Origin of the sequence: Streptomyces sp. NBC_01320, assembly GCF_035974375.1 — a bacterium.
Lineage (GTDB): Bacteria > Actinomycetota > Actinomycetes > Streptomycetales > Streptomycetaceae > Streptomyces > Streptomyces yanii.
This window is the reverse complement of the sequence record NZ_CP108390.1, coordinates 9,943,298-9,955,959: the sequence shown is the minus strand read 5'-3', so window position 1 is coordinate 9,955,959 and position 12,662 is coordinate 9,943,298. Positions and strand designations below refer to the sequence as shown.

Here is a 12,662-nt window from a genome sequence, read left to right as displayed (position 1 = left end):
GCCCGAAAGTGCCGTTTTATCCACTCATGCCCGCATGGTGGAAGGGTTGAGAGTCTTGAGCGCCAACACTGACGAGCAGGAACCGCTGGAACCTCGCGTGGGGCCTACCCCCGAGGAGGATCCGGAGTTCCACCCCTACCACCACCCCGCCGCAGGCTGGGGCGCGGCCAAGAGCGTGACCCGTTTCCTGGTGCGCGAGGGGGCGCTGGTGGACGGGCCGCGGGCGATCATGCGGATGAACCACGAGAACACCGGGTTCGACTGTCCGGGCTGCGCGTGGCCGGACGACACCAAGGGTCTGCACCTGGACATCTGCGAGAACGGGATCAAGCACGTCACCTGGGAGATGACCCGCAAGCGGGTCGGGCGCGAGTTCTTCACCGCGCACTCGGTGACGGAGCTGGCCCGGTGGAGCGACTACGACCTGGAGAACCAGGGGCGGTTGACCGAACCGATGGTCTACGACCCCGATACGGACCACTACGTCCCGATCAGCTGGAAGGACGCGTTCGAGGTGGTCGGCCGTGCCCTGCGCGGCCTCGACAACCCCAATCAGGCGTCGTACTACACCTCCGGCCGGCTCGGCAACGAGGCCACTTTTCTCTACCAGTTGATGGCCCGTGAACTGGGGACCAACAACCTGCCGGACTGCTCCAACATGTGCCACGAGGCCAGCGGCCGCGCCCTCCAGGCGTCCCTGGGCACCGGGAAGGGGACCGTCGACCTGAAGGACTGGGAGGCGGCCGACGCGCTGTTCATCCTTGGAGTCAACGCCGCCTCCAACGCGCCCCGGATGCTCACCGCCCTCGCCGAGGCCTACCACCGCGGCGCCCAGATCGTACACATCAATCCGCTCGTCGAGGCGGCGGCCACACGCACCATCATCCCGCACGACTTCACGGACATGGCCCTCTCCAAGGCGACACGGACCAGCACCCTGAACCTGCAGCCGCGCATCGGCGGCGACATGGCTCTGCTGCGTGGCATGGCCAAGGCGATCCTGGAGCAGTCCGAATCCGACCCCAGGGCACTGGACCGGGAGTTCATCGACCGCCATACCGCCGGCTTCGAGGAATACCGTGCGCTGTGCGAGGCCACGCCGTGGGAGGAGATCGAGAATCAGTCCGGGCTGAGCCGCGCCGACGTCCTCAAAGCGGCGCGCGTGTACGGCGAAGCCGACCGCAGCATCGTCAGCTGGTGCCTGGGCATCAGCCAGCACGAGCACGGCGTCGACACCGTCCGGGAGATCGTCAACCTGCTCCTGCTCCGTGGCAATCTGGGACGCGAAGGAGCGGGCCCCTCCCCCGTACGAGGGCACAGCAACGTTCAGGGCAACCGCACCTGCGGCATCGACCACCGCCCCACCGACGAGTTCCTGGACCGCCTCGCCGAGGTCTGCGATATCGAGCCGCCCCGTGAGCACGGCCTGGACACCGTCCACACGATCAAGGCAATGCACAGCGGCGATGTGAAGGTGTTCGTCGGCATGGGCGGCAACTTCGCCCACGCGGCGCCGGACACCCCGTACACCCACGCGGCGCTGCGCAACTGCGACCTCACCGTCCAGGTGAGCACCAAGCTGAACCGCAGCCACGTCGTCCACGGCCGCCGGGCCCTGATCCTGCCGTGCCTCGGCCGTACCGAGAAGGACCATCAGCGCAAGGGCATCCAGAGCATGTCCGTCGAGGACTCGATGAGCATGGTCCACCTCTCGATCGGGATGAAGCGGCCCGCCTCCTCGAACCTGCTGTCCGAGCCGGCCATCATCGCCGGCATGGCCCGGGCCGCCCTGCCCGACAGCGCCACTCCCTGGGAGTGGTACATCGAGGACTACGACCGCATCCGCGACACCATGGCCAAGGTCCTCGACGGCTTCGAGGACTTCAACCGCCGCGTGCGCCTGCCCCTCGGCTTCCGCATCAAGCAGCCCGCACGCGAACTGGTCTTCCTCACCCCGTCCGGACGCGCCGAATTCTCCACCGCCGAACTGCCCGACGTCGTACCGGCTCCCGGCACCCTGGCGCTGGGCACCATGCGGTCCCACGACCAGTGGAACACCACCATCTACTCCGACAACGATCGCTACCGAGGCATCAAGAACCTGCGCACGCTCGTCTTCATGAACCGGGCCGACATGCGCGAACGCGGTATCGCCGACCTCGGCCCGGTCGACATCACGAGCACCGCCAAGGACGGGAGTCAGCGGTCTCTCAGGGGCTACCTCGCCATCCCCTACAACATCCCGCGCGGCTGCGCGGCCGGCTACATGCCCGAGATGAACGTGCTGTGCGCGCTCGGCGACTACAGCACCCAGAGCGACCAGCCGATCATGAAGCACGTCAAGGTCACCATCAGCCCCGCCGCCTGAATCAGGGAGCGCGCACGGGCCGCACTCCGCGTGGCATTACCCCCGGACGAGCCGCTCCAGGAGCAGGTAGGCACGCTGCTCCGCGGCGGCTAGTTCGGTGGGATCGATCTCCGCCGGCCATAGCTCGCCCGCCGCGGCGTCGTCGGCCTCCCGCAACTCCACCGCAGCTGCCGCCAGGTGAGTCTGGACGATCGGGTACGCCGGCTCCGAGCGGTCGTCCAGCACCTGCTCGGCACGCTCGGACGCCTCCATGCACGCGGCCAGCGCGCGCTCCGCTCGGACCGCCGCGTGGTCGTGGACCACCAACAGCGCGCACGCCAGTGCGATGGCGATCCCGAGGAGGCTGCTCAGCGCCCGGTCCTCGACGAGGGCTCCGGCAGGCGAGGGAGAGGCCAGGTCGGACAGCAGCAGAGCCAGTGGCGTGAGGAAGACGACGCCGAGCCCGTAGTTGCGCGCCACTACGTACTCCAGCAGGAACTCCAGGAGCACGATCACCAGGACGAGCGCCACAGGGGCGGGGCGCGCGGACAGCACGCCGAGCGCGAGCATCAGTCCGGCGACCGTTCCCAAAGTGCGCTGGACGGCGCGCTGTGCCGCCGTGCGGACGTTGATCGAATGCAGCACCGCGGCGGCGGAGATCGCCGCCCAGTAGCCGTGACCGAGGCCCAGAAGAAGGGCCGTCCATCCAGCAAGACCGGTGCCGATGACCATCCGCAGGGCGGGAACGATCAGCACCGACACGTGGCCGGGGCCGCCGGGGCGCCGCCCCGTCACCAGTTCCGCGGCGCGCAGTTCGGCGGCGCGCAGTTCGGCGGCGCGCGGGGCCGTCGGATCGGCTGGAACCGGCTCGGAGACCGTGCCGGCCTGGGCGACCGAGGACGGGAGCGACAGCTCGGGCAGTAGTCGCGGAACCCGGTGGCGACGGCTCACAACCAGGCGGACCTGGCGGCGCAGGTCCCGCGCCAGGCGGGTGGGGGCGTCCGGCGGCCGGCGGGCGGCACCGATCAGCAGCGACCAGGAGAGGTCGGTCAGACGGACGCACGTGCCGCCCCGGCCGCCCTGCTCGGCGGCTGTCGGAGGCAGGAGACCCAGAGTCCGATACGCCTGTAGAACAGCGGCGGTCGCCCGGTGCCGGACGAGCTTGCTTCCGTTCCCCGCACCGGTTGCCTCCACCAGGTCCGCGAGCTCGCGCAGAGCCGCAGCCACCGCGAGACGCTGTGGGCGATCCGGGTGCACGAACCAGCCCGACACGGCCAGTACCCAGGCCACCGCCGCACCCAAAGCGGCCAGGGCGGTATGGGGAAGGACGTCCGCCGGGGCCGGCGAACCATTGGCCGCCACGGCGAAGGAGAAGAGCAGCAGCACTGCGCCCAACCCGCTCAGGCGCGCCGCGTCACAGGCGAGTTTCGCGATCCCGGCCACCGCGGCCATGGCCGCGACCACCACGGCGGCGGCTCCCCCGTCCCGTGGATGGGCCCACGCGGCGAGAGCCGAACCACAGCCCACGCACGCCGTCATGGCCGCCGCGACCAGCGCGAGCACACGGGCACGGCGCGCGTAGGGCAGGTTGCGGCCGAACGTGGTGGTGAAGGAGCCCAGCATGGCGTAGACGGCCTGGTCGGCCCGCCCGGCCAGTGCCATGGGCAGCGCGGGCAGCGCCATCGCCAGCGCGGCACGCAGGGCGAAGGACAGGGCACCGTCCACGCTCTGCAGGGCGAGCGCGCCGCGCGGGGAGAGCGCGCGCCCCACACGGGCTGCCGAACGCCTCGGGCTACTCCCGATCACAGCAGTGAACAGAAGATGCAAACGGGGCATAAGCGGTGTATATCACCTGCGTCCGGTGCCGGGCGGGTCATGGAGCGCTGAAGGCATGGGTGCCGGGGGTCCGCGCCGGCGACCACGTGGAGTTCATCGATGAAGAGGATGAAGCCGCCGCCCGGACGTCCTCGATGGCCTTCTTCAGGCGTTCCACTCGGAGTGTGGCGCACTTTCCTCGCCTTGCCGCCGGAACCGCCGCGGCACCCGCCCGGGAACCCACCGCTCCGTCACCCGTGCGCGCCCGCGACCTCGTGTCGATAATTGCGGCATGATGCGCACCCGCAGAACTCGGCGAATCCATGAATACCTGACGCATCGCCAGAAGAATCAGCATTGAGTCAGCATCGGCACCGCACGGAACCGCCCCGCACCACCGAGTTCAACAATTCCCAGAATGTGGCTCTGACCTGCAAGAAACCTGCTGAACGATTCGCCTGTCAATCTCACCGGGAGATACCCATGAGGATGCTGATCAACGTCCCCGAGACCGTCGTGGCGGACGCCCTGCGCGGCATCGCCGCCGCCCATCCCGAGCTGACCGTGGATGTGGACAACCGTGTCGTCGTACGGCGTGACGCGCCCGTCGCCGGAAAGGTGGGGCTCGTCTCCGGGGGCGGGTCCGGGCATGAGCCGTTGCATGCCGGGTTCGTCGGGCCCGGGATGCTGTCCGCCGCCTGCCCCGGGGAAGTGTTCACGTCACCCGTTCCGGACCAGATGGTGCGCGCCGCAGCCGCCGTCGACAGTGGCGCGGGGGTGCTCTTCGTCGTCAAGAACTACACCGGCGATGTGCTGAACTTCGAGATGGCCGCCGAGCTCGCCGAGGACGAGGGTGTGCAGATCGCGAAGGTGCTCGTCAACGATGACGTGGCCGTGACGGACAGTCTGTTCACGGCCGGGCGGCGGGGCACGGGGGCGACCCTGTTCGTCGAGAAGATCGCCGGGGCGGCGGCCGAGGAGGGTGCGCCGCTGGAGCGGGTGCAGGCCATCGGCCGGCGGGTGAACGAGGCGTCGCGGAGTTTCGGGGTGGCGCTGAGCTCCGTCACCACCCCGGCCAAGGGCTCCCCCACTTTCGATCTGCCGCCGGGCGAGCTCGAACTGGGCATCGGCATCCACGGCGAGCCGGGGCGCGAGCGGCGTCCGATGATGACCTCGGGGGAGATCGCGGACTTCGCAGTGGACGCGATTCTGGAGGATCTGCGGCCGGACAATCCGGTGCTCCTGCTGGTCAACGGGATGGGGGCGACGCCGTTGCTGGAGCTGTACGGGTTCAATGCCGAGGTGCAACGGGTGCTGTCCGAGCGGCATGTCGTCGTGGCTCGTACGCTCGTCGGGAACTATGTGACCTCGCTCGACATGGCGGGCTGTTCGGTGACGCTCTGCCAGGTGGACGAGGAGCTGCTGCGGCTCTGGGACGCGCCGGTCGAGACGCCCGCGCTCCGCTGGGGCCGTTGAGCAGCGGTCGTGCGCCCATGACGTTGTTCCAGGGACAAGGAGATCCATGTGCTCGACGTTGACTTCTTCCGCCGGTGGATGGCCGCCGCCGCGGCCGCTGTGGACCGTGAGGCGGACCGTCTCACCGAGCTCGACTCTGCGATCGGGGACGCCGATCACGGCAGCAATATGCAGCGCGGATTCGCCGCGGTGACCGCGGTACTGGAGAAGGAGGACCCGCGGACGCCGGGGGCCGTACTGATGCTTGCGGGGCGGCAGTTGATCTCGACGGTCGGCGGGGCGTCGGGGCCGTTGTACGGGACGCTGCTGCGGCGTACGGGGAAGGCGCTGGGCGATGTGCCCGCCGTGACGGATCAACAGCTGGCCGAGGCATTCACCGAGGGTGTCGCCGCGGTGGGACAGCTGGGCGGTGCGCAGGCCGGGGACAAGACGATGCTCGACGCGCTGCTGCCGGGCGTGGAAGCGCTCGGTACGTCGTACGCCGCTGCCCGGGAGGCGGCCGAGGCGGGTGCGACCGCGACCGTGCCGATGCAGGCGCGCAAGGGCAGGGCCAGCTATCTGGGTGAGCGGAGCATCGGGCATCAGGATCCGGGGGCGACGTCGTCCGCGCTGCTCATCGCCACGCTGGCGGAGTCGTACGAACGCGGTGGAGGCGGTTCGTGAGTGAGGAGAAGCAGGTAGGAATCGTGCTGGTGTCGCACAGCGGACCGGTGGCCGAGGCGGTGGCCGAGTTGGCCAAGGGGCTGGCAGCCGGTGGTGCGACGGCGCCCGTGGCCGCGGCCGGCGGTACGCCGTCGGGTGGGCTCGGAACCAGTGCGGAGCTCATCGCCGAGGCGGCCCGGAAGGTCGACGGCGGCGTGGGCATCGCGGTGCTGGTCGACCTGGGCAGTGCGGTGCTCACGGTCAAGGCGATGCTGGCCGAGGCAGACGAACTGCCGGACGGGGCACGGCTGGTGGACGCGCCGTTCGTCGAGGGCGCGGTCGCCGCACTGGTCACGGCGTCGGCGGGCGGTGATCTTGCCGCGGTGGAGGCCGCGGCGACCGAGGCGTACGGCTACCGCAAGGTGTGAGGGACCGGAAGTACGGGATCCCGCACCCGGTCGTGGAACCGGGTGCGGGACCACCGTGGGGTGTGCGTGTCGCGTCAGGCTGCCGAGGCGGTGGAGGCCGCGGCGATCCGGATCCGGGTCAGCTGCGTCGTGCCGTTGACCGTCACCGCGAGCGTGATCGTGCCCGGCCGAAGCGCCGTGAGGGTGCCGGTGGACGGGTCGAAGACCGCTGTGTGCCGGTGGCGGGCGCTGTCCCGGTCGCCGATGTGGACGTTCGGTGACCCGGTCCAGTCGGCGGCCAGCGGGAACGCGACCGGGACGCTGCGGGCGCCCTGGGTGACGGTCGCCGTGATCTTCGCGGTGTGCCCCGCGCCGAGCGCGGACGGGGCGTCCAGGGTCAGCGCGTCGACATGCGCCCGGGTCTGCACCGAGACCCAGTCGGGTGCGCCCCGCCACGGCTTCTCCCGCGCGGCGGCCTGTTCGTCGGGCGAGACGTGGTCCGCGCCGACGAGGGACCAGCCGGTGAAGCCTCCCTGGTCCGCCGGTCCGGCCGGTGCCTTCCCGGAGTTGCCGTTGATCAGGTACGGCACGCCGTCGACGTGCGAGGCGTGGAAGACCCCGACGTGGCTGCCGATGAATGCGGCGCCCTTGCCCGTCGTACGGCGGAAGTCGGCGAGCCACTGTTCGACCAGGGCCGCCTCCTTGCGGTCCCCGAGCTGGCTGCCCTTCTGAACCGTCGGGTCGCGCGGCGGAACGTGCTCGATCAGCATCACCGAGTCGACGTCAGGGTCCTTCGCAGCCGCGTCGAGCTGGGCGCGCACCTCCTTGATCTGGGCGAAGCCCCCGCCGCGGAGGGTAAGGCTGGAGGTGTCGAGCGTGATGATCCGGGTGCCCTTGTGGTCGAACGTCCGCTGCGCGGGGCCGAATTGGGTGATGAAGTTGTCGATCTTCCCGCCCATCACTTCGTGGTTGCCGGGCACGTAGTACCAGGGCAGGGAGTCGCCGAGTTCCTCGGTCAGGATCTGGCGCGCGAAGGCGAGGTCCGCCGGTGATCCCTCGTCGACGAGGTCTCCGTTGATGACCAGGAAGTCGGGCCGTGCCGCTTTGATCTCGCGCAGGGTGCGCCGCGCCTGGGTGACGATGGCGCTGTCGGGGTCGCGGGCGACGAACTGGGCGTCCGACATCACCGCGAACTGCCAGTCCCGGGCTTCGGTGACCGCGGCCGGATCGACCGACGGATCAATGGTCACGGCCTGTTCGGGCAGGTCGACGGTGGGCGGCACCTGGGCGGTGAGGTCGTCGATGACGATCTCACCGGTGTACTGCTGGGCGGCCGCCGTCTCGGCGAGGTAGAAGCGGTACACGCTGAGCGGCATGGCCGCGCCCGTCGGCACGGCGAAGGTGACCTGCCGCCAGCCGGTCCAGGTGACGTACGGTCCGCGAAGCAACTGGTCGGAGCCCGCGGCGTCCTTGAGGTGCAGCGTCGGCCAGGCGCCCTTGCCGTCGCCCTTGATCCAGAGCTTGAACGACTGGGGCTGTCCCAGCACGGTGACCGGCTGGGGCGGGGCGGCGTACGCGGCGCGCGTCGCGGTCGACCGGGTGAAGTCGTACGTGAGTCCGAGTCCGGTGCCGGTGTGGCCGTCGGGGGTGGCGAAGAGGGATCCGCTCGCCCGGGCCTGACTGAACTTCCAGGACCCGGCGTCATCGAATTCGGAGACCGCCTGCTCGGCGAGGCCGACGCTGACGGCGAGGACGGCGGTGGCGCCCGCGACGGTCGCCCTGATCTGTCCGGCGCCGCCGCCGGTGAGTGAGGCGACGGTGAAGTTGCCCTTGCCGTCATCGCGGATGTCGAACAGCGCGTGGTCGTAGTCGAGGGTGACGTCACGGGGTTCGACGGGGGCGCTGGTGCCGTGCGCGTCGAGTCCGACGATGCCGAAGGTACCGGTGGCTTCGGCGTTCGCGAGGCCCACCCGCTGTGTGGTCGGTTCGATTCGGGACAGCCTGTCGAGGACGGTCAGCGCGGTGCTGCCGCGGGCGGATCCCAGTTCGGCGCGCGCCTCCGTGGTGCCGCTGTGGCGTGCGGTGAAGAGCCCGTTGCCGTCGACCGTACCGACGTTGTTGCGGGCGGTGTGCCAGTGCGGGATACCGGTGGCCGGGCCGTACGTCTCGTCGTATCCGGTCGCGGTAAGGCTGCGGGTGAGTCCGGGGAAGACCCGCTCGGGGTGGCCGCCCTTGACGGGGTCGACGCCCGGTGCGGTACCGGCCGGGGTGCGGGTCTCGACCCAGAAGCCCTTGAGGCGGCCGCTGCCGTCGGGGGCGGTGAGGGCGAGGCCGTTGGGGACGGTGCGCTCGGTGCCGTCGGACGGGCTGTTCTCCACCTGCAGCGCGTCGCTGCCGGGCACACGCGCGACGAGGGTCGAGGAGCCGCCGCCGTCCAGGTTGAGTGCGCTGTACGAGCCTGCCCGCCGCATCATCTGGCCGAGTTCGGTGAGTGTGACGCCGCCGCTGTCGGCCTGCCGGCCGTCGATGGTGAGGATCTGCATCGTGCTGCCGTCCTGGGAGAAGCCGACGGCGGTGCGCGGGGCGGCGGTGTTGTTGCCCTCTCCGTCGTGGTTCTGTGCGACGCCGTCGACGACGAGGAGTTCCCGGCCGCCGACGGCGGTGCGGGGTACGTCGCCGCTGTCGGTGCGTGCCCGGTAGGTCAGCGACACGGGGTCGCCCGGCCGGAGCGACGTGAGTGCGGCGGCTCCGGCCTCGCGTCCGACGAGGACCGTGGTGTCGTCGGGAACGGCGCCGGAGCCGGGGGTGTCCGACACGGAGACGACCTTGCCGTCGCGTACGACCGCTGCGGCGACGGGAGTCGCCTTGTCGACAGTGAGTGCACGGTCCGCGGTTCCCCAGGCCGGGGTGTAGGCGCCCACTCCCCCGCTCGGCACATTGGCGGCGTTGTAGGCGGTGAGCGGCCGCTGTCCGGAGGGCAGGGTGAGTGTGCCCTCGAAGTACAGGTTCAGGATGCGGCCCGCGCTGCCGGGGCCGATGCCGACCCTCCGGTTGACTCCGGGGGCGGGTGACTGGACTGGCACGCCGTCCTTGATTCCGACGCCTTCGGGCGCACCGGTCTGGTTGATGTCGAAGAAGTCGGCGTTGATCGCGGCGACGGTCCGGCGGCCGGCGCCCGCGTCGTGTCCGGCGGCGAGTTGCGAGACGGTGCGCCGGTCGGAGACCTTGCCGGTGGAGAGGTAGTCGGCCTGTACGCCACTGCCGTCGAGGTCGACGGAGAGGGAGTCGACGCGCAGCCACTTGTCGGATTCGAGCCGGTCGTACGAGCTGAGACGGACTCCGGGGGCGATCGGGCGCGAGGTGCGGGCGGTCTCGATGCCGTCGCCGTCCACGACGGATCGGGAGTCGCCTTGCGCACGGCTCGCTGCCGGCGGGGCGACGGGTCTGAGGACTTCGACGGAGTTGCGGGGACGGGGGTCGGGGGTCGAATCGGCGACGGCAGGGGCAATGGCTCCCACCGTCATCGCGGACACCGTCGCAAGGAGCACGAGCGGACGCGTTGCTTTGCCGACTGTGCCAGGACCCACAAATCCTCCTGGAATGGTGATGTTGCGCGGGCAGTAAGCGCTGTCGGCGGACAGCATGGCCGCGCGTACCGCCACGCACCAGGGGGCCTCGGGAACCTCGGGGGAAACAAGGTGCGGCGAGTCGATGACACCCGTGATCATTCGGAAGAATTGACGGCATGTCGTCTCAGAAGCACAGTGCGGGTCTTCTCCTGTTCCGGTCGACGGACGGGGGCGCCGGGTTCGAGGTGTTCCTCGGGCACATGGGCGGCCCCTTCTGGGCGGGCCGCGAGGCTGCCTCGTGGTCCGTCCCCAAGGGTGAGTACGGGCCCGGAGAGGAACCCGAGGCCGCTGCCCGCCGTGAGTTCGAGGAGGAGTTCGGCCATCCGGCGCCGGACGGGGAGTGGGTGCCACTCGGTGAGTCCCGCCAGGCCGGAGGCAAGACGGTGGTGGTGTGGGCCCTGGAGGGTGATGCCGATCCGGCCCGGGCCGAGCCGGGTACGTTCACCATGGAGTGGCCCCGGGGGTCGGGCGTGCAGCGGGAGTTCCCGGAGATCGACCGGTTCGCCTGGTGGACACCGCAGGAGGCGGCGGAGCGTCTCGTCGCGGGCCAACGGGTCTTCGTCGACCGGCTGCGGGACCATGTGCGCGGCGGGCAGACGCCGGACGGGCCCTGAGCCGCTACGCGCGGGCCGCCCCGGTCGCGGAACGGCGATACGGAAACACCGTAGCCGAAGGGACGTTGGGACTCGCGGGTCGCTTCCGTTGTTCACCGGCCGTGGTGGCGGGCAGTGTGCGCCTCGCGCTCTGCCCCGGGTCGGCGGTCGAGGATCCGCCGTTCAACCGGGGAAGGTCCCGGCTGCGGTCCGGCACAGCCCTCGGCCGAAGTGGCGAGAAAGCACAGCCGCGCGCCACCTCACACCCTCACAGAACAACGTGTTGACCTGCAGAAATCGGGTGTGCGTCGCACAAGTCCCTCATACGCTCCTCGATATGTCCGAACCCGCCGCCAACGGCCCTTCATCGCAAGGGTCACGCCCGCTGTGGCGTGACCGCAACTTCGGCATCTTCTGGGCGGCGCAGACCCTCTCGGTCGTCGGGGACTCGTTCGCCCTGATTGCGCTGCCGCTGTTGGTGCTACACGCGACGGGATCCGTGGCGCAGATGGGCCTGCTCACCGCCGTAGCCGGTGTGGCCTCGCTCCTCGCAGGGGTTTTCGCCGGGGTCGTGGTGGACCGGGTGGACCGCAGGAAGCTGCTGATCGCCTGCGATGTCGTCCGCATGGCGCTGTACGCACTGATACCGCTGGTATGGACGTTGGGCCCGCAGACCTGGCTGCTCTACGTGGTGCTGCCTCTGGGTGAGGCTGTCGGGATGCTGTTCTCCGTCACGTACGTCACCGTCGTCCGGAGCCTGGTGGGTGGCCGGCGGATCACGGAGGCCAACGGAAGACTCAATGCGACGGCCGCAGCGGCTGGGGTGATCGGCCCGCTGTGCGCGGGCGTGGTGGCTGGTTGGTTCGGCCCGGCAGCGGCTGTCGGCGTGGATGCGGCGAGCTTTGGTGTGTCGGCGGCCTGTGTGAGCTTCGTACGGTTCCCGGGCGGCACGCGCGCGGCTCGGACCAGCGCGGCGCCGGAGGCCGGAGCGACTCGGCCGAGGCTGTGGGACGACCTGCTGGCCGGGGTGACCTTCCTGCGCCGACACCCCGTGCTGCGAGCGTTGACCCTCCTTCTGACCGTCTTCAGTTTCCTGACTCTCGGCCTGAACGACCTGCTCATCTACCACCTCAAGCACGACCTCGGCCAGAGCGACAGCGCGGTCGGAACCGTCTTCGCAGCCGGAGCGATGGGCACGATCACCGGAGCCCTCCTCGTGGCCCCGGTCCGCCGCAGGCTCGGCTTCGGCGCAACATGGATCGGCACCGTTGCGGTCTGCGGACTCGCCGTGGCGGGCATCGGCCGGGCCGACAGCGTGGCCGGCACTGCCGTCTTGACCGCGACATTCCTGGGCTGCACCAGCATCGCGGGCACGTGCTCGATGTCCTTACGCCAGGAAGTGACGCCTGAGCACTTGCTGGGGCGGGTGACCTCGGCGTTCTGGACCATCCATTATTCGGCAGCCCCGATCGGCGCGGCCGTTCTCACCTGGGCCGCACAGCGCCATGGAACGGCACCGGTGGGTCTGGCCGCCGGCGTCTGCTGCCTGCTCATCGCGGCGGCGGCTCTGCTTTCCCCGGTCCGCCGGCCCCGTCCGGAGGGGGCACCTGGCCACCCGTGACCGGCATCGCGCACGGCCTGGAGCACCTCGGATGGCGTGCCCATACGGCCGGACGTCCCGCGGATCGACAGATCCGACAACACTCGCTCGGTCTCAGGCCGTGCGCACCGCCGGCGCACCGAACCCGTGCGC

Annotated in this window: 8 protein-coding genes; 6 read left to right on the top strand and 2 right to left on the bottom strand. The window is 70.4% G+C overall.

The window, feature by feature from the left end:
- Nucleotides 1-34 precede the first annotated feature (34 nt).
- Nucleotides 35-2,368: an FdhF/YdeP family oxidoreductase gene (locus OG395_RS45225; protein ID WP_327248108.1), complete on the top strand. Its 2,334-nt coding sequence runs from the start codon at nt 35-37 to the stop codon at nt 2,366-2,368.
- A gap of 36 nt (nt 2,369-2,404) precedes the next feature.
- On the opposite strand, the gene OG395_RS45220 is transcribed toward OG395_RS45225, so the two are convergent.
- The gene (locus OG395_RS45220) at nt 2,405-4,183 is read right to left on the bottom strand and encodes an FUSC family protein (RefSeq protein ID WP_327248107.1); all 1,779 of its coding nucleotides are present in this window, start codon (nt 4,181-4,183) and stop codon (nt 2,405-2,407) included.
- 462 nt (nt 4,184-4,645) lie between these two features.
- Between OG395_RS45220 and dhaK the strand changes: the two genes are divergently transcribed.
- From dhaK to OG395_RS45205, 3 genes are read left to right on the top strand one after another with little or no spacing between them, the layout of a single operon-like run.
- Nucleotides 4,646-5,638: a dihydroxyacetone kinase subunit DhaK gene (gene dhaK / locus OG395_RS45215; protein ID WP_327248106.1), complete on the top strand. Its 993-nt coding sequence runs from the start codon at nt 4,646-4,648 to the stop codon at nt 5,636-5,638.
- A gap of 48 nt (nt 5,639-5,686) precedes the next feature.
- Nucleotides 5,687-6,301: a dihydroxyacetone kinase subunit DhaL gene (dhaL, locus tag OG395_RS45210; RefSeq protein ID WP_327248105.1), complete on the top strand. Its 615-nt coding sequence runs from the start codon at nt 5,687-5,689 to the stop codon at nt 6,299-6,301.
- Nucleotides 6,298-6,708: a PTS-dependent dihydroxyacetone kinase phosphotransferase subunit DhaM gene (locus OG395_RS45205; protein WP_327248104.1), complete on the top strand. Its 411-nt coding sequence runs from the start codon at nt 6,298-6,300 to the stop codon at nt 6,706-6,708. The genes dhaL and OG395_RS45205 overlap by 4 nt, the downstream gene beginning before the upstream one ends.
- A 74-nt stretch (nt 6,709-6,782) precedes the next feature.
- On the opposite strand, the gene OG395_RS45200 is transcribed toward OG395_RS45205, so the two are convergent.
- Nucleotides 6,783-10,211, bottom strand: coding sequence for a phosphodiester glycosidase family protein (locus tag OG395_RS45200; protein ID WP_327248103.1), 3,429 nt, complete (start codon nt 10,209-10,211; stop codon nt 6,783-6,785).
- Nucleotides 10,212-10,432: 221 nt separating this feature from the next.
- On the opposite strand from OG395_RS45200, the gene OG395_RS45195 reads away from it, so the two are divergent.
- Together OG395_RS45195 and OG395_RS45190 are read left to right on the top strand one after the other, a co-directional pair.
- Nucleotides 10,433-10,930, top strand: a complete 498-nt coding sequence (locus OG395_RS45195; RefSeq protein ID WP_327248102.1) for an NUDIX domain-containing protein — start codon at nt 10,433-10,435, stop codon at nt 10,928-10,930.
- 316 nt (nt 10,931-11,246) lie between these two features.
- Nucleotides 11,247-12,530 carry an MFS transporter gene (locus tag OG395_RS45190; protein ID WP_327248101.1) on the top strand — a complete coding sequence of 428 codons (1,284 nt, stop codon included), beginning with the start codon at nt 11,247-11,249 and terminating at the stop codon, nt 12,528-12,530.
- Nucleotides 12,531-12,662 lie beyond the last annotated feature (132 nt).